12 protein-coding genes are annotated in these 18,090 nt (G+C 66.6%); 11 read left to right on the top strand and 1 reads right to left on the bottom strand.

From position 1 onward, the window contains the following. Window positions 1-10 precede the first annotated feature (10 nt). The 3 genes from tssM to ACMZPQ_RS18670 are packed head-to-tail and all read left to right on the top strand — an operon-like array spanning window position 11 to window position 5,489. The gene (gene tssM, locus ACMZPQ_RS18680; RefSeq protein WP_197583213.1) at window positions 11-3,727 is read left to right on the top strand and encodes a type VI secretion system membrane subunit TssM; all 3,717 of its coding nucleotides are present in this window, start codon (window positions 11-13) and stop codon (window positions 3,725-3,727) included. Then, a complete protein-coding gene (gene tagF / locus ACMZPQ_RS18675) occupies window positions 3,724-4,707 on the top strand; it encodes a type VI secretion system-associated protein TagF (RefSeq protein ID WP_197583212.1) in 984 nt (327 codons plus the stop codon). Before tssM ends, tagF begins: the two co-directional genes overlap by 4 nt. 2 nt (window positions 4,708-4,709) lie before the next feature. After that, window positions 4,710-5,489 carry an OmpA family protein gene (locus tag ACMZPQ_RS18670; protein ID WP_312646524.1) on the top strand — a complete coding sequence of 260 codons (780 nt, stop codon included), beginning with the start codon at window positions 4,710-4,712 and terminating at the stop codon, window positions 5,487-5,489. 54 nt (window positions 5,490-5,543) lie between these two features. Here ACMZPQ_RS18670 and tssA read toward each other — a convergent pair whose 3' ends face one another. Beyond that, window positions 5,544-6,608, bottom strand: a complete 1,065-nt coding sequence (gene tssA / locus ACMZPQ_RS18665; protein ID WP_312646525.1) for a type VI secretion system protein TssA — start codon at window positions 6,606-6,608, stop codon at window positions 5,544-5,546. A 234-nt stretch (window positions 6,609-6,842) separates the two neighbouring features. Between tssA and ACMZPQ_RS18660 the strand changes: the two genes are divergently transcribed. The 8 genes from ACMZPQ_RS18660 (at window position 6,843) to ACMZPQ_RS18625 (ending at window position 18,083) form a co-directional block, all read left to right on the top strand. Beyond that, a complete protein-coding gene (locus tag ACMZPQ_RS18660; RefSeq protein WP_312646527.1) occupies window positions 6,843-9,626 on the top strand; it encodes a type VI secretion system Vgr family protein in 2,784 nt (927 codons plus the stop codon). Next, the gene (locus tag ACMZPQ_RS18655; RefSeq protein WP_197581764.1) at window positions 9,626-10,507 is read left to right on the top strand and encodes a DUF4123 domain-containing protein; all 882 of its coding nucleotides are present in this window, start codon (window positions 9,626-9,628) and stop codon (window positions 10,505-10,507) included. Before ACMZPQ_RS18660 ends, ACMZPQ_RS18655 begins: the two co-directional genes overlap by 1 nt. A 10-nt stretch (window positions 10,508-10,517) precedes the next feature. Next, a complete protein-coding gene (locus tag ACMZPQ_RS18650; protein ID WP_230078895.1) occupies window positions 10,518-10,997 on the top strand; it encodes a DUF3304 domain-containing protein in 480 nt (159 codons plus the stop codon). A 124-nt stretch (window positions 10,998-11,121) separates the two neighbouring features. Beyond that, on the top strand, window positions 11,122-11,625 hold the full coding sequence (locus ACMZPQ_RS18645) for a DUF3304 domain-containing protein (protein WP_258011022.1): 504 nt from the start codon (window positions 11,122-11,124) through the stop codon (window positions 11,623-11,625). 90 nt (window positions 11,626-11,715) lie between these two features. Next, window positions 11,716-13,548: a T6SS phospholipase effector Tle1-like catalytic domain-containing protein gene (locus ACMZPQ_RS18640; RefSeq protein WP_312646531.1), complete on the top strand. Its 1,833-nt coding sequence runs from the start codon at window positions 11,716-11,718 to the stop codon at window positions 13,546-13,548. 165 nt (window positions 13,549-13,713) lie between these two features. After that, on the top strand, window positions 13,714-14,322 hold the full coding sequence (locus ACMZPQ_RS18635) for a decarboxylase (protein ID WP_197581762.1): 609 nt from the start codon (window positions 13,714-13,716) through the stop codon (window positions 14,320-14,322). A gap of 120 nt (window positions 14,323-14,442) precedes the next feature. Next, on the top strand, window positions 14,443-17,217 hold the full coding sequence (locus ACMZPQ_RS18630) for a type VI secretion system Vgr family protein (protein WP_197581760.1): 2,775 nt from the start codon (window positions 14,443-14,445) through the stop codon (window positions 17,215-17,217). Between the two features lie 2 nt (window positions 17,218-17,219). Continuing rightward, the gene (locus ACMZPQ_RS18625; RefSeq protein ID WP_197581758.1) at window positions 17,220-18,083 is read left to right on the top strand and encodes a DUF4123 domain-containing protein; all 864 of its coding nucleotides are present in this window, start codon (window positions 17,220-17,222) and stop codon (window positions 18,081-18,083) included. Window positions 18,084-18,090 lie beyond the last annotated feature (7 nt).

The raw sequence follows: 18,090 nt of genomic DNA, 5'->3' as shown, positions 1-18,090 counted from the left end.
GGATCCCTGCATGAGTTTGAGCAATTTCAGCTACTACCTGCGCGATTACCGCCTGTGGATGGTGATCGGCCTGGTCGGTGCCGCTGCGCTGGCCCACTACGGTGAGGCCGAGGCGCGGCAGATCGGCATCTGGGTGGCCATCGTGCTGGCCGGCCTGCTGGTACTGGCGCTGCTGGTCTGGATCATCAAGCGGATTCTCGCCCGGCGCGCCGCCAAGCGCGTGGAAGCGATGGTCAAGGACGAGGCGGACAAGGCGGTGGCCGGGGCGCAGCCGGCGCAGCGCGCCGACACCGAGGCGCTGCGCTCGCGGATGATGGATGCGGTCAAGCAGATCAAGTCGTCGCGGATGGGCGTGCTGAAGGGCAACGCCGCGCTGTACGAGTTGCCGTGGTACGTGATCATCGGCAACCCGGCGGCCGGCAAGAGCACCGCGATCCTCAATTCCGGGTTGCAGTTCCCGTTCGAGGACAACCGCGGCAACGTGGTGCAGGGCATCGGCGGTACCCGCAACTGTGACTGGTACTTCACCACCAACGGCATCGTGCTCGATACCGCCGGCCGCTACTCGGTCAGCGTCGAGGACCGCCTGGAGTGGCTGACCTTCCTCGGCCTGCTGAAGAAGAACCGCCCGCGTGCACCGATCAACGGCGTGATCATCGCCGCCAGCCTGGCCGAGCTGTCCGGCAGCAAGCCGGAGTTCGCCATCGAGCTGGCCAAGAACCTGCGCCAGCGCGTGCAGGAAATCACCGAGCGCCTGGAAGTGTTCGCGCCGGTGTATGTGCTGTTCACCAAGGCTGACCTGATCGCCGGTTTCAGCGAATTCTTCCGCAACCTCGACCCGGGCGAGCGCGAGCATGTGTGGGGCGCGACGCTGCCGTTCGACGTGCAGCAGCAGGGTGACGCGCTGGCCGCGTTCGACACCCATTTCGATGAGCTGGCCGAAGGCATCAAGGAAATGAGCCTGACCCACATGGCGATGCAGCGCGGCCGTGAAGTCTCGCCGGGCCTGCTGTCGCTGCCGCTGGAGTTCGTCGGCATCAAGCCGGCGCTGCGCACCTTCATCGCCACCCTGTTCGAAGACAACCCCTACCAGTTCAAGCCGGTGTTCCGCGGCTTCTACTTCTCCAGCGCGCTGCAGGAAGGGCGCTCGGTGCATCACGCCTCCGAGCGCGTCGGCCGCCAGTTCAACCTGGAGCGCGGCTCGAACGTGGACGAGGCGCCGACCGGGCACACCGCGTTCTTCCTGAAGGACCTGTTCCGCAAGGTGATCTTCGCCGACAAGGAACTGGTGCGGCAGTACTCCAGCCCGCACCAGAACCGCCTGCGCTATGGCGTGTTCCTTGGCGCGGTGGGTGTGCTGGCGCTGGCGCTGGGCCTGTGGACGTGGTCCTACACCACCAACGCGCAGCTGGTGGCCAATGCCACCAAGGACCTGGACCAGGCCGTGCGCGTGCAGAAGGATCGCATGGACCTGAAGTCGCGCATCGATGCGTTGCTGCTGCTGCAGGACCGCATGGAGCAGCTGGACCGCTACGGCCAGGACGGTGGCATCACCACCCGTCTGGGCCTTTACCAGGGCACGGCGATCCGCGAGAAGCTGTTGCGCGAGTACAACCACGGCATGCAGCAGGTGATGCTGGCGCCGACCGTGGCCAATCTGGAGAACTACCTGGGCCAGGTGGTGGCCGAGCGTGACAAGCTGGGCCAGGGCAACAGTGCCGCCGCCGAGAGCGAAATGCTGTACCAGAACGCTTCGCCGACCAGTACCAACGACGCCTACAACGCACTCAAGACCTACCTCATGCTGGGCAACCCCAAGTATGTGGAGGGCGCGCATCTGTCACAGCAGCTGACGCTGTTCTGGCGCACCTGGCTGGAAGCCAACCGTGGCCAGATGAGCCGCGAGGAAATGGTCCGCGCCGCCGAGAAGCTGATGACCTTCTACGTGGCGCAGGCAGGCGCTCCGAGCTGGCCGCAGGTGCAGAACAAGGTCACCCTGGTGGCCGATACGCGCCAGGCACTGGGCCAGGTGATGAAGGGCCAGCCGGCGATGGAGCGCGTGTATGCGCAGATCAAGGCGCGCGCCGGTGCCCGCTTTGGCACGACCACGGTCGACAACCTGGTCGGCGTGGAGCGCAACGGGCGCATGATCAATGGCAGCTACGCGATCTCCGGTGCGTTCTCGCGCAAGGCGTGGGAAGACTATGTGCAGGACGCGATCAAGGAAGCGGCCAACACCCAGCTCAGCACCACCGACTGGGTGCTGGGCACCACCGAGCAGAGCGATCTGTCGCTGGCCGGCAGCCCGGAGCATGTCTCGCGCGAGCTGGTCAACCTGTACAAGAACGACTACGCGCGTGAGTGGAGCAAGTTCGTGCAGGGCCTGAGCGTGGCCGAGTTCAGCACGTTCGACGAGGCGGTGGCGCGCATCAATAAGCTGGGCGATGCCAGCAATTCGCCGCTGCGCATCCTGCTGGAGCGCATCAACGAAGAAACGGTGTGGGACAACCCGCCGGCACTGGCGCGCTCGAGCAAGGCACGCAAGGGCTTCGTGGCCTGGTTCCAGCGCACCATCCTGCGCAAGGACCCGGCGGCAACGGCCGCGGCGCAGGGGGTTGGCCCGATCGGCAAGGCCTTCGAAGGCATCGCCCGCCTGACCAGCGAACGCGGCGACCAGCCGGCCGTGATCACGGCGTATTTCGAAACGCTGGCCAAGCTGCGCGCGCGCCTGAACGCAATCAAGAGCCAGGGCGAGATCGGCGTCGGCACCCGCAAGCTGATGCAGGACACCTTCAGCAACGAAGGCTCCGAGCTGAGCGTGGGCCTGGCGCTGGTTGACGAGCAGGTGCTGACCGGCCTGGACGAGAAGCAGCGCGAGGCCCTGCGTCCGCTGCTGCTGCGCCCGCTGACCCAGACCTTCAGCGCGTTGATCCCGCCGACCGAGGCTGAGGTCAACAAGACCTGGAAGGCGCAGGTCTACGACCCGTTCAAGGCGCGCATCGGCCAGCAGTATCCGTTCAACCTGAACTCCGACGTTGACGCCGCGCCGAGTGACATCGCCGGTATCTTCGGCGCCAGCGGCAGCATTGCCGCCTTCAACAAGGAGGCGCTGGGCACGCTGGTGATCCAGCGTGGTCCGCTGCTGGAGACCCGTCGCTGGGCCGGGCAGGGCGTGAACCTGTCGGCTGACCTGGTCGCCAACTACGGCAACTGGGTGAGCGGTTCGGCAGCCGGTGCGGCGCAGGACACTACGATCTTCGAGATCCTGCCGGCACCCGCCGCAGGTGCGCTGGAGTACAGCATCGAGATCGATGGCCAGGTGCTGCGTTACCGCAATACGCCGCCGCAGTGGACCACCATGCAGTACCCGAACGTCGGCCAGGTGCCGGGCGTGAAGATCACAGCGGTGACCGGCGATGGCAGGACGGTGGAGGTGTTCAGCGCGCCGGGCTCGAACGGCGTCAACCGCCTGATGTCGGCCGGTCAGGTCGAGCGCCTGGATGATTCCAGCCGCATCACCTGGACGGGCAATGGCGTGTCGGTTCCGGTGGAGATGCGCATCGTCCGTCGTGCCGGTGAAGCCGCACAGGGCGGCGGTGACTGGCAGCGCGGACTGCAGTTGCCTGAACGGGTGGCCGGTGGCGAACCCGCCGCGCCGTCCGCGCCCGCTGCCACGCCGGCAGCGACGTCGGCCACGCCGGCCCCGGCCGCTGGAGGTGCACGATGAGCCGGGTGGTCAGCGCAGGCGTGTCGTACTTCGGCAAGGTGCCCTCGCGCGGTGATTTCGTCCGCGCCGCGGACAACCACCAGTTGCTGGGCTGGCTCGATCGCTGGGCCGGCGAGAGCCTGGAGCTGCTGAGCCAGAGCCCGGACTGGAAGCAGCGTTACGACGAAGCGCCGGAAATCCACTACGCGTTCCTGGGCTCGCGCAGCAAGATGGTGCTGTGCGGTCACTTCCTCGCCAGCCGCGATGCGTCAGAGCGGCGCTTCCCGCTGCTGTCGGCATTGCGGCTTGACGCGCCCGAGCCGCTGCCTTTCATTGGCCGCAGCCCGTTGGCGATGTCCAACGCCTGGTCGGGGCTGGCCCGTCTCGCACGCCAGGCCTATCAGGACAGTGATGCCGCGCAGGCGCTGGCGCAGTTGGCTGACGCACGCTTCAGCATCAGCACCGACCCGGGCGACTACAACGGCAGCTTCCAGGATTTCCTGGAAAACACGACTGTGGCCGACCTCGAACAGCGCCTGCGCGATTCCGGCCATGGTGACGTGGCGCTGCGCCAGGTGTTGCCGGCGCTGGGCCTGCTGCTGCAGCCGGTGCTCAGCGGCGGCGACGTCAACATCGACAAGGCGCTGGTGTTCCCGCTGGTGCGCGATCCGGCCTATCGCCCGCTGGTGGCGGCGTTCTGGCTCGACCTGCTGTCGAGCTTCGTCGCCCGCGGCGATTTCGAACTGGCGGTGCTGATCCGCAACGACGCCGCACCGAGCATGATCGTCGGCTTCAATGGCGCCGATCGGCAGGCGCTGCGTGCGGTGCTGGACCCGGCCGAAGCCGGTGACTTCCTGATCCGCATCCAGCATTCGGAGTGGGTGGACGACTACCTGCGCGGCGACTACAACCTCAACCGCTTCGGCAGCTTCCTCGACCGTGACGACCTGGCCCTGGCCACCGCACGCAAGCTGTTCGGCGAGACTTTCCTGGGAACCTGACGATGCGCCTGTGCAATCCTTTCCATCTCATGCTGCCGCTGCTGCTGGCCGCCGCGCCGCTGGCCGCGCAGAACGCGCCGGCCGCGGCCGCCGGTGAACGGCCGGTGGTCATCGAGGGCGTGGTGCCCGACCAGGCGACCAAGGCCAAGCTGCTCAACAATCTGCGCGCGGTGTACGGTGCCGAGCGCGTGGTTGACCGCATCCAGGTGGAAACCATCGCGACCCCGCCGAACTGGGGGGACTACGTTGCCGGCATGATCAACCCGGGCTTGAAGCGGGTGTCGCCGGGCAAGCTGGAGGTGAACGGCCAAGCGGTGCGCATCACCGGTGAAGTCGGCAACGAGGCACTGCGCCAGCAGGTCGCCAGTGACCTGAGCCTGGCCAGCAACACCAGCTACACGGTCACCAATGCACTGAAGGTCGGCTCGCAGCAGAACGTGCTGGACCAGACCCTGGCCAACCGCATCATCGAATTCCAGAGTGGCAGCGCCCGCCTGACGCCGTTCGGTATGAGCATCCTCGACGAGATGGTGGCCAAGATGGCGCAGATGCCGGACAGCCGCTTCCTGGTCATCGGCCATACCGACAATGTCGGCCAGCGCGAATCCAACCTGACGCTGAGCCACGCGCGCGCATTGGCGGTGAAGAACTACATGATGTCCAAGGGCATCCCGGGCAGTCACATGGACGTGCTGGGCAAGGGGCCGGACGAGCCGGTGGCGGACAATACCAGCGACGAGGGCCGCGCGCGCAACCGTCGAATCGAGTTCAAGATCCAGTAAGCGCAGGGGGGGAGCGGGCTGGGCCCGCTCCCCCCTGGTAGAACGGCAGGCGATTCAGTCTTCCGGATTGACGTCCAGCATCTCTTCCATCTGCTCCAGCGTGCTGTTGTCCTTGATGACCCGCTTGAGCCAGACATGCAGCGGCATCTCGCCCCAGCGTGCCGCCTTCTCGGCCAGATAGGCCACCGGGCTGTGCGGTTCGGTGCGACGGAAGAACTCGGCGACCTGGCGCAGCTGCTGCAACGCTTCCTTGCGCGAACCAGGGGCGCCGGCCGGACCGCGCGCCGGTGTGGTCACCACCGGTGTGGCATCGAAGCCCGGCATGTCCGTGTTGAACGCCGGTTCGTCGAACGGCGTCTCCGCCGCTTCGGTCTGGCCGTCCAGCAGAACGCCCGCCTCCCGTGCGAAGCGCAGCACGGTGCGCTGCAGGTGTTCCAGCTGCTCGCGTACCGCGCTGAAACTGGGGCCGTCCAAGCCGAGCCGGTTATCCACTGCGGCCTGCAGTTCGGCCAGGGCCTGGCTGCACTCGGGCAGGTCGTCGGCCAGTTGGCGATAGAACCCGTGCTGGGTGTCACGGCGGGCGGCATTGAGCATCTCCAGTCCCGGGCGACCGTCATCGTCCTCGCCACTGGCCGCGCGGGCATGGGCGTGTTCGAAATCGGCCAGGCTGAAGCGCCCCTGCGGCGCGGCGATGATCGGCACCGATCGCAGCCATTGCAGCGAATTGGTCAGCAACCAGCTCAGGTTGCCGATGCGCTCCTCGAAGTCGCCATCCGGCGCCTGCGGGTGAACCTCGTCCCAGTAGCGATCACACAGGCCGGCAGTGACCCGGTAACCGGCGGTCAGGCCCTGGAAACCTTCCAGTTGGGTGGCCGCCTCGGTGAGCCAGCCGGCCACGCGCAGGTCCTTGGTGCGTGCCTGCAGCAGATCGTTGGACTCACGCAGCACGCTGCTCCAATCGGCGTACTTGATGTCGGTCTGCCACGCGCCCTGGTCCAGGGTCGGGTCGTCGGCGCGACGGTTTTCGATGATCCGATCGAACTCCGCCGAGAACGACAGGTCTTCACCGGTCGGGGCGTGGTCCGAAATCGGGGCCAGCAGGGCTTCCTGATCCAGCATGGCAGGTCTCGTTGGGGACTGAGGCTGATTCTAGCGGTTGAATGTGAATGCCGTTACGGGATTCCAGCAACGCTCCGAGGCTGAATACGACGATCCGCCGATTATGTGACGAAAACCCCAATTTACCCCCGCATTTTGCGCCGTGATTTTGACGAACACCACGATCTGGTAGATTCAATAGCTGGAAACCGACACCGCGTCCCTTGGATCTGGCGTCTTCACTCTGGAATTGGCATGGATCAGCTGAATTACCTGATGACGCAGACCGCCGGTCTCGGCGACGCCCAGCGTCTGTATCGTTTGCAGTGCGATGCATTCACGGCGTGCACCGTGGAGCGCTGGCGTGGACGCGACGCGCTGGGCGAGGATGCGTGGACCGAAGTCGACGTGCTCACCACGGATGCAGGCATCGCATTGGCGTCGTTGCCAGCCACGCGCGCCACGCTGGTCACGCAGCTCGCCGATGGCGGGCAGTGGCAGCGCAGCGGCCTGGTTGCCGATGCCGCGCGGCTGGGAGGCGATGGCGGGCTGGTGCGCTACCGGTTGCGCCTGATGTCGTGGACCTGGTGGTTGCAGCATGCGCGCCACAGCCGCGTGTTCCAGGAGCAGGGTGTTCGTGCCATCGTCGATGCGGTCCTCGGGGGACACGGCGACATCGCACGCTGGCGTTGGGCCGAGGGCGTCGATGCCTTCCTGGGCTCGCGTGTACGCAGTTACTGCGTGCAGTACCGCGAGAGTGACACTGATTTCCTGCAGCGGCTGCTGGCCGAAGAAGGGTTGGGCTGGCGGCTGTACGCCGATGAGGAAGCACCCTGCGGCAATGGCATGGAAATCTTCGCCGACAGCGTTGCTTTGCCGGAGGATGCCATCAGTGCCGGCACCGGTGTGCGTTTTCATCGCAGCGATGCCACTGAAACCAGCGACAGCGTGCAGGCTATCGGCCTGTGCCGGCGCCTGGCCAGCACGACGGTCAGCCTGCAGAGTGATGATTACCGCCAGGTGCGTGCGCTGGCGGGCCAGTCGCCGATGGACGGCGGTGGCGACGAGTCTGCGCGCGAGGACTTCGATGCCGTGGGCGCCTACGCCTTCAGCGATGGTGCTGCCGCGTCGCGCCAGGCCAGGTTGCTGGCGCAGGCCCGCGAGGCGCACAGCCGGCATTGGCAGGGGCAGGGTACGATGCGCGGCCTGCACTCGGGCAACTGGCTGCGATTGCAGCAGGCCCCGGGCTCGACGCCGCCCGAGCTGCTGCTGGTCGCCGTCGACCACGCTGGCATCAACAACCTGCCCACCGACCTGCGGCGCAGTCTTGATGATGCACTGGGCATTGCGCGCGGCGAGGCCGGGGATGCGCCCCTGTGGCAGCAGGCCGAAGCGGTCGGCTACGGCAATTGTTTCGAAGCAGTGCCGCGCGCCATGCCCTGGCGGCCGTTGCTGGTGGATGGCACCGGTGCGCGGCTGAATCCCCGTCCGACCGTGCCCGGCTACCAGACCGCGGTGGTGGTGGCGGGCCAGGGCAATGCCGGCAAGGACCTGCATGCCGACAGTCACGGCCGCGTGCGCGTGCGCTTCCATTTCCAGCAGGGGCAGGGCGAGGGTGCCCATGACAGTGCCTGGTTGCGCGTGGCGCAGCGCTACGCTGGACCGGGCGTCGGCAGCCAGTTCCTGCCGCGGATCGGCCAGGAGGTGCTGGTCGGCTTCCTGGACGGTGATATCGATCGGCCGCTGGTGCTGGGGGCGTTGTACAACGGGCGAGGCGAGGCCGGCGTGACGCCGACGCCCGCTGGTGCCAGCAGCGAGGGCGATGTCTCTGCCTACGGCCAGGCTGGTGATGCGCGCCACAGCGCACAGGCCAACCTCAGTGGCGGCCAGGCGCCGGCATGGCATGCAGCAGGCGCGGGCGACCAGGCGCATCGGCAGGGCGGAGCACTATGGGGTATCCGCTCGCGCGAATGGGACGGCGGTGAAGGCAGCAACCACCTGTTGTTCGACGATTCCAACCAGCAGCTGCGTGCGCAGTTGGCGAGCAGCCAGCAGGCGTCGCAGCTGTCGCTGGGTCACCTGCGGCACCAGGCTGACAACTATGTAGGCAGCGTCCGCGGCACCGGCTTCGAGCTGCGCAGCGATGCCTGGGGAGCGGTACGGGCGACGGCGGGCGTGTGGTTCACCGCCTATGGTCATCGATCGACCGCACCTGCAGGCGAGGCGGTGCAGCCCGCCGCGCTGCTGACCCAGCTGCAGGCCCTGGGCGAGCGCTTCACCCAGGCCGCGCGCACACATGTAACGAGTCCGTTGGCGATGCAGGAGGGTGCCAAGGCTGCGGCGCGCTCCAGGATGGTGGCCGACAAGTCGCCGGTCCCCGGCTTGCTGGCGAGCGTGCGTACCACCACCGGTGGTGATGATTTCGGCGCAGGAAAGGGCAGTGCGGCCGAGCGCGCGTCCGAGGCGGGCCAGGGCAGGGTTCCACATTCGGGCGACCCGCTCCTGGGGATGGCTGCTCCGCAGGGCGTTGTGCAGGTGGCGGGCCAAGCCATGCACTGGAGCAGCGGTGAAGCCCTGCTGCTGGCCAGTGGCAGTCACAGTGAAGCGATCACGATGGGGCAGGCGCGGCTTCATGCCGGGCAAGCGATCGGAGTGCTTGCATCCGTCGTTGAAGGGGCAGCCGCCGCTCCGACGGCACTTGACGTGGTGGCCGGCAGCGAAACGCTGGACATCCAGGCGCATGCAGACCTGGTGCGCATCCAGTCGCGTGGTGCGCTGCGTGGCGCCAGCGCACAGGCACCGGTAGAGCTCGCCGCGGCCAACACGATCCACGTCGCGACGTCCGGAGGGGCCAGCCTGACCATCGCTGGCGGCAGCATTACCATCGCTTGCCCCGGCACGATCACCGTGCATGCCGGCAGCAAGTCATTTGTTGGGCCGGCCCAACAGGGCTATCCGCTTCCCCAGTTCCCGCGCAGCAGCTGCAAGAGCTGCATTCTCGACGCGATGCGCCAGGGCACGCCGGGAGTGCTGGTGTGATGAATCGCTATGCGGTGATCGACAGCGCGCAGCGGCCGCATTTCCATGAGCGGCTGGAGCGCCTGGGCGCGCACTATCGCTCGCTGTTCGAGGGCACGGCCGAGGCGAGCTTGCTGGATATCGCTCCCTTGCTGGTGGCCTGGCCGGACACGGCAGTGCACGCCAGGCTGGATGCGGAGATCCGGCAGATGGGGGCGCAGCGGCCAGGAGTGACCCTGCTGTGGAGTGCGCTGGAACTGGACGAGCTCGCCAAGCGGCTGCGGACCTTCCATCTGGTCAAGGTGCCCGAGAAGGGCGGTCGCGAAATGCTGTTGCGCTGGTACGACACGCGCATCCTGCCTGCGCTGCTGGAACTGCTGTTGCCCGCGCAGCGTGCCGCGTTGCTGGAGGGCGTGCAGCGCCTGCAGTACTTCGACCGCTATGGCGATCTGCAGGAATGGCCGCTGGCCGAGGTGGACGATGCCGGCCTGCCTGCACTGCCGCCATTGCGCCTGGACCAGCAGCAGTACACGCGCCTGCTGGACGCGTGCGAGGCGGATGTGGCCATCGCCCAGCTCCGCCGGGTCATTCCCGGTGAGATGAAGCGGGTGCCTTATCGCTCGCTGTATCCGTTCGTCGTCAAGCATATGCAGGACACGATCGCGCACGGCGTGGACCAGGTGGACGATCACGTGCAGTACCTGTTGCTGGCGCTGTACACCTCAGGCGCATGCCGGGATCATTCCGCCGTGCGGACCCGGTTTTCGCAGGAGGCCAATGCCTTTGAGGCGCCGTTCCAGGATTGGGCGTCGGCCTTGCCTGACGATATCTGGTTGATGGGCGTTCCATTGTGGGATGCCCCCACGGCCTTGCCGGCCGAAGCGGCAACACCACTGAACTAGAGGAACAACCATGCGTTTGATGCGCACTCAACTGCTGGCGGCCTTGGTACTGCTGCTCCTGGTGCCAGCCCTGGCCGCGTGCAAGGGGCGGACAGCCTCCACACCGGTGGCTGTGCTGGGCTACAACCATACCGATGCCTACATCGCGCAGTTCCTTGTGAACGGCGGCAGTGGCGGGTCGGCCGATTCCCACTCGGAAGGCGGAACGGTGTGCTGCGCGATGCTGCCTGATCGATGGACACCGGATATGAAGGTGGAGATCGAATGGACGACGGATCTCGAAACGTTCCAGAAGGCGACTGTTGCAGTTCCAAAGTACGACCAGCTCGGAAACCTGGCGGTCCATTTCCTGCGCAACGGACAGGTCAAGGTCTTTGTCACCGGTCTCGTGCTGGGTCATCCCGATTATCCGTTGACCGGTCCTGAAGCGCCCTTGCGCGAAGGCGAGAATCCGGTGTGGGAGCACCTTCGTCGCCCCCTCGAAAGCTGATCAGAGGGACACGCGCGAATGATGACGTCAGCAACTACATCAGGAATGAAGATGCTGGAAACCAGAAGGCAACAGCCATGACGTGCTGCTCGGGTCGCTGCTGCACCCTCAAGGACAAGAAGAAATGATCCCACGATTCGTGCGTACACATCACATTATGCGTGTTCCGCTGCTGTCTGCCTTGGTTGTGCTGCTTCTGCTGCCCGTACTGGCGGCCTGCAAGGGCCAGCCCGCGTCTACACCTGTGGGAGTGCGGGGCTATAACCATACCGACAACCATGTTGCGCAGTTCCTTGTGAACGGCGGGAGTGGTGGATCGGCGTGGCCACACTCCGCAGGTGGAACCGTCTGCTGCGTAGTGTTGCCGGATCACTGGGCACCCGATCAGAAGGTGGAGATCGAGTGGACGACTGACCTTGAAACCTACCAGAAGGCGACGGTATCAATCCCCAGGTATAACGAAGTTGGCAGTCTCGCTGTTCACTTCCTGCGCAATGGTCAGGTCAAGGTGTTCGTGACCAATCTGATACTGGGGCACCCGGACTATCCGTTGACGGGACCCGAGGCGCCGTTGCGTGAGGGGGAAAATCCCGTGTGGGAGCACCTCCGGCGCCCGCCCGCTGGCTGATGGTAAGCGGGGTGGAATCGATAGGGACAAGCAATCCGGCAGGGACAAGCAATCCGGCAGGGACGGACATCGGAACAAGGAGGCAAGGACATGAATGAACGCACGGCGACTGGCGCGCAGCCCATGCCCGCCAACGGACAGCGGGCCCTGAGCGGCGCTGAGGCACAGCGGCGGGCGAAGGCGATGGCGTGCCTGCGCGAGAAGGGTTCGCAATGCCAGGGCCAGGTGCATGTGAGCATCTACTTCGATGGCACCGGCAACAACCGTGAGTGGGAAGGAACCTTCGTCACCGGCAAGACACGCGCCACCCGGACTCAGCTTGCACGCAACGGCCACAGCAACGTGGCACGCTTGTACGACGCCAGCCTGGCCGAGCCGGAGAATGGCTTCTTCAGCGTCTATGTTCCCGGCGTGGGGACGCCATTTTCCGAGGTCGGCGATACCAACCAGGATGGCGACACTCTGGGAGGAGGGGCTGCACGATACGGTGCCGATCGCATCCATTGGGCGATCCTGCAAGTCATCAACTCGGTGCATCAGTACCTCAAATCCAATGATCTGATCACGCCGGCTGAAGCCAAGGTCCTGGTCGGTTCGATGAGCGAGACGCGCCTGCTGGAAGGTATGGCGCGCCGCGCCATGCTGACCGGAATCGCGCAACGCCTCGAGCGCGTGGTGAAAAGCCACCAGCGTCGCGTCACCTCTGTGCACGTGTCCGTCTTCGGTTTCTCGCGCGGTGCCGCACAGGCACGTGCGTTCGTGCATCGGCTGTATGAAACCGCCGAGGCCTGGGGCAGCGGCTGTGGCTACAACATCGCCGGTGTTCCGCTCTACCTAAACTTCATGGGTATCTTCGACACCGTAGCTTCGGTGGGCGTTGCTGCCATGAGCCGGGTATCCAAGGGCAAATGGGACTGGGCCGCCGGTGACATGATGAGCATTCACCCAGAAGCCCGGCAATGCGTGCATTTCGCTGCCCTGCATGAGCAGCGCATCAACTTCCCGCTGGATCTGGCGACCAGCGGGAAGGAAGTGCTTTACCCCGGCATGCATTCCGATGTCGGCGGTGGCTACTCGCCCGGCGGCCAGGGCAAGGATTTCGTGTCGGGCGCAGCGAACGGCAACGCCAAGCTGTCACAGATTCCGCTGATCGACATGCATCACGAAGCTATCAAGGCTGGCGTGATGATGCGGACCATGGATGAGCTCATGGCCAATCCAGTTGTTGCCACGCATTTCGGCTGCCACCCGCAGCTGATCCGCGATTACAACGCCTGGCTGACCGGCCATGGGGTACCTGCAGGCGCGCACACGCAGCAGATCAGCGGTCATTGCCGGCAGTACGTGGCCTGGAAGGGCAAGCGCCTGCCCAACGGTCCACAGAGCCTGCTGCAGCAGCCGTTCTTCAAGCAGTCCGATGCAGAGGATCAGGTGGATCTGGCCAACGCGCAGCGCGACTTTGCCAATCTGGTCACCGAGCTGGCCCAAGGCAAGAGCGACATGGCGGCTTACCGCGGCCAGCTGGATGAAAGCCAGAAGCGCATGGACGCCGGACGCAAGGCCGGACGTCCGGTGTTCGAGCCGACCCCACGAGCGTCCGCTGCGGCCTACACCTACGCAGGCATTCCTGCCGAAACCAGCACCCTGCTGGACCTGGTGCTCAACGCTACGCCGGTGCCTGATGTCAGCACCAACCTGTTCGACAATTACATGCACGATTCGCTGGCCGGCTTCTACATGATGAAGTGGACGGAGTTGAACATTCCGCGCCTCAATACCTACGGCTACCTGCGCTATCGCGAGGTCTTCAGCGTCGCCGGCAGGAGGGCGCAGGAGTGCCGCGATCCCGCCACGCTGCCGCCTGCGAATATCCCCTCCATCGGCGGCGCGTTCCAGCAGCTGGGAACAGCAATGGGCGGCTGACCGGTGAAGAGGATCGCTTGCACATTCCGGGCCCGTGGGTGACCGATCTGACCAATGGCTGGAATCTGGATGCCGCGCCCTTGCCCGTCCCCACATGGCAGCCGCTGCATCTTCATGGCATCCTCACCAAACTGATTGGCCTGGTCCCATCGACGGATGAACAACATGCACAACTGGATCGCACCCGCGGCCGGCGCGCTCATGCTGACGCTTTGTCTGGCCGCACAGGCGGCCGAGCCGACCTTCGGTGGCTGGCGCAACCTGGGCTCGCGCGATGGCGCCGAGCCTGCGTTGCGGGATGTGCCGTTCGCGCTGTTGCCGACGCCGGTGGCGCGCGATGCGCGATTCTCGATCTACGACCGCGAGAGCAAGCGGCTGGTGTGCTGCCTGCAGGTGGCCAGCGCCGAACTGGATGACACGGCGCTGCGCAAGGTCTATCAATTGCCCGAGCAGTGGGTTACCGATCTGCGCAATGGCCGAAGCACGGCAAGGCCCTGGCCGACGCGGGTCTACGAAATGCGCCGCGTTGGCGAACTGGTCGACTACGGCTTCAACGACGCGCCCGAGGCCTACAGCGATCTGGGCGGCCTGCTGTTGCCCGCCGACGCGCGCCTGCTGCCCGATGGCAGCGTGCAGGCCGGGGCGACGTACCGCCTGCAGTTCCTTAGCACGCCGCTGGGCGATGACAGCAGTGCGCTGGACCGCTTCACCCTGCAACCGGCGCAGGGCGCAGGCAAGCCGGTGATCGTCGAAGTGTCCTACGGAACCTACTGATCCGGAACGTTAATCCGGCGTGACGGCGCTGGCGTGCGCCGCCGTTTTCCATCTGCTACCGTCGTCCTACAGGGGAAGGACCTGCCCGCCGCATCGTGGGGCAGCAACGGTGGGAACGCCATGGAAGCGATTCGCAACCTCATGGTGCAGGCAGCTGGGCTTGATGCCGGCAGCCGCCTGTATCGGTTGGATCTACCCGGCATGCCGACGGTCGTGGTCGACCAGTGGCACGGGCGTGATGCCCTGTCGCAGGGGCGGCATCTGGAGATCGATGTACTCGCGCTGGACGTCTCGCTGCCACTGGCTGACTGGCCCGGGCAGTCCGCATGCCTGCATGTACGCCTGGCCGATGGCCAGGATTGGCCGCGTCACGGCGTGATTGCCGATGCGCAGTGCGTGGGAGGGGACGGCGGATTGGTGCGCTATCGCATCACGCTGCGTGACTGGACCTGGTGGCTCGACCAAGCCCGATGCAGCCGCGTGTTCCAGGAAAAAAGCGTGCGCGAGATCGTGGACACGGTGTTCCAGATGCACCCGCAGCACGCGCATTGGCGCTGGAGCGATGACGTCGACGGGGTGCCGGCTGCGTCCCGGCCGCGCAGCTATTGCGTGCAGTACCGGGAGACCGACCTGGCCTTCGTGCAGCGGCTGCTTGCCGAAGAAGGGCTGGGCTGGTGCGTGCAGGAGACCGGGGAGGCGACGGCCGGGCACGGCGTGCTGCTGTTCGCCGATTCGACGGTGCTGCCCGAGTCCGAAGAGTCGCATGCAGGCGGCGGGGTCCGCTTCCATCGCGCCGATGCCAGCGAACAGCGCGATGGCGTGCAGCAGCTGGGACAGCATCGTCGGCTGCACAGTACCCGGGTGCAGTTGCACAGCAGCGATTACCGCAGCGTCCGGTCGTTGATGGGGCAGCTGCCGGTGCAGGGCGGTGGCGAAGCGCCTCGCGAGGATTACGATGCCATCGGCGCGTACGCCTTCGCCGATGCGGACGCGTTGCAGCATCACGCCCGTCTGGTCGCCGAGGCAATGGAGGCGCAGGCGCTGCAGTGGCGGGGCCGGGGTAGCGTGCGCAGCGCCGACGCGGGCCAGGCCTGGGTGCTGACTGGCCTGCCGGGTGAGCTGCCGGCCGAACTGTTGCTGGTGAGCATCGAGCATGCCGGCGTCAACAATCTGCCGGTTGACCTGCGCCGGGCGATGACCGCGCTCGACGCCATCCATGCGGACAACGACACACTACAGGCCGAGGCGCGAGCGCACGGCTACAGCAACCTGTTCACTGCGATCGCACGTGACCGCCGCTGGCGGCCGGTACTGGAGGACGGCACCGGCGTGCGGCGCAATCCGCGGCCTTTGGCGCCCGGCTACCAGACCGCGATTGTCGTGGCCGGGCAGGGCGCCGGCAGCGACGAGCTGCATGCCGATGCACTGGGCCGGATACGCGTGCGCTTCCATTTCCAGCAGGGGGCGGAAGGCGTGGACAGCGCATGGTTGCGGGTGGCGCAGCGCTACGCCGGGCCAGGCGTGGGCAGCCAGTTCCTGCCGCGCATCGGCCAGGAGGTACTGGTCGGCTTTTTGGAAGGTGACATTGATCGTCCGGTGGTCCTGGGCGCGCTGTACAACGGGCGAGGCGAAGCAGGGGTGGCACCGAGCCCGGCAGGCGCCAGCAGCGAATCGGATACCCGCGCATACGCGCAGGCTCGCGATGGTGCGGGCAGTGCCCAGGCCAACCTCGGCGGCGGCCAGGCGCCGGCCTGGCATGCAGCCGCCGGCGGCGAACAGGCGCATCGGCATGCCGGTGCGTTGTGGGGCGTGCAGTCGCGCGAATGGCAGGGCGAAGGCTGGAACCGGCTGCAGTTCGACGACAGTGATCAGCAGCTGCGCGCGCAGCTGGCCAGCAGCCAGCAGGGCTCTGCGTTGAGCCTGGGCCACCTGCGGCACCAGGCGGACAACCATCGCGGAAGCCTGCGCGGGACGGGTTTTGAACTGCGCAGCGACGCATGGGGCAGCGTGCGCGGGCAACGCGGGCTGTGGCTGGATGCGTATGCGCACCGGGACCACGAGCCGGCGGGCGCCGCACCGCAACCGGCGGCGCTGCTGAAGCAGCTGGCGTCGCTGGCGCAACGCCAGGCCGCAGCGGCGCACAGCCATCTGACGGTGCAGCCGGCGTCGCATCTGGGCGTACAGTCGCCTCAGCGCTCTTCGCTTGACGGTGCGCGCGCGCCGTTGCCGGTGCTGTTGGCCAGCGTGGCCAGCACGGTGCCCGGCACGGCGCTGCAGGAGGCTGCGGGTGCGGCCGCGCAGCGAAGCAGTGACGCTGCCGACGATCGCGTACCGCATACCGGTGACGCGTTGCTGGGCCTGTCCGCGCCGGCGGGGGCGGTGATCGTAGCGGGTCAGGGCCTGCACTGGACACCGGGTGAAACGCTGGTACTGGGCAGTGGGCAGCACAGTGATGCGGCGGTGATGGGGCAGGCGCGCTGGCATGGCCGGCAGGCGATCGGTGTGCTGGCCGCGAGCATGGCTGGCGTCGATACCCAGGTGCCGACGCTGACACTGGCCAGCGCAACGCAGGTGCTGGACATCAAAGCGCAGCAGGATCAGGTCGGCGTGCAGGCCCGGCAATCGCTGCAGGCCGCCAGTGCGCAGGCCGCCATCGAGATCGGTGCTGGCCGCACGATCCAGGTAGCGACCGCAGCCGGTGCCAGCATCACGATCAGTGAGGGCAACATCGTTTTCAATGCGCCAGGGCGGATCACCGTGCATGCCGGGCGCAAGTCGTTCCTGCCCGGTGGCGGCGGTCGCTACCCGCTGCCGATGTTCCCGCAGTCGGTCTGCAAGGAGTGCCTGTTGCTGGCGGCGCAGCGGGCGGCACCGTTGACGCCGAAGGGGGGCTGAGCATGCGCCGGGACTGGCATTTCCCTCCGCTTGCGCTGCCGCCACTGGAGGCGGACGCGCAGCGTTTCGTGTTGCTGGACGGCGCGCAGTGCGACCAGCCGTTGCAGCTGCTGCGTGCGCTGCCGTGGGCGCCGCTGCGGCTGTTTGACGGACTGTTGGCCGACGGCACTGATGATGCCAGTGTGTTCCTGGCGCGGCTGCCGGCACACATCGACATCGACCGCTTCCTGCAACGGGCTGCCGCGCAGGCACGTTCGCCGGGCCTGCTCAGCGTGATCGAAACGGCGTTGGGTGCCGAGGCGCTGCTGCAGCGGCTGCAGCGGCGGCTGGACGCCCGCTTCCCCAACGGCAAGGAGTTCCTGGCGCGCTTCTTCGATGCACGCGTGTTGCCGTGGTGGGTGCAGGTACTCGACGAAACGCAGTGCCGCGATTTTCTGTCGCTGGGCGAGCGTTGGTGGTACCTGCGCCACGATCTGCGCTGGGCGCAGCTGGAACTGCAGGACGCCGTGCAGGATCCGCATGACCCGCCCTGGGTGCTGGAGGCCAACCAGCGACGTGCGCTGATCGATGCCAGCTATCCCTACACGCTCATCGACCACTTCCAGCTGAGCGACCCCGAGCTGTTGGCACGGCTGCCACGTGAGCGCTGGTACACCGTGTTGCGGCGCGCGGTAGCGACGGCAGCCGCCGCCGGCATCGAAGACAGCCGTCGCGTGGTGATGGTGGCGACCTGGACGCTGCTGGCCGGGGTGGATCTTGGCGAGGACCCGGCCTGGCGGCAGCGCCTGCAGGACTTCGCCAGTGGGCGGCGCAGTGCGGCCGACATCGGTGACGAAGTCTGGCCCTTGGAAGAAAGCTGGGATTGAATGGAGC

Origin of the sequence: Stenotrophomonas maltophilia (assembly GCF_047497515.2) — a bacterium.
In the GTDB taxonomy this organism is placed as follows: Bacteria; Pseudomonadota; Gammaproteobacteria; order Xanthomonadales; family Xanthomonadaceae; genus Stenotrophomonas.
This window is presented reverse-complemented; position numbering and strand designations above follow the sequence as displayed.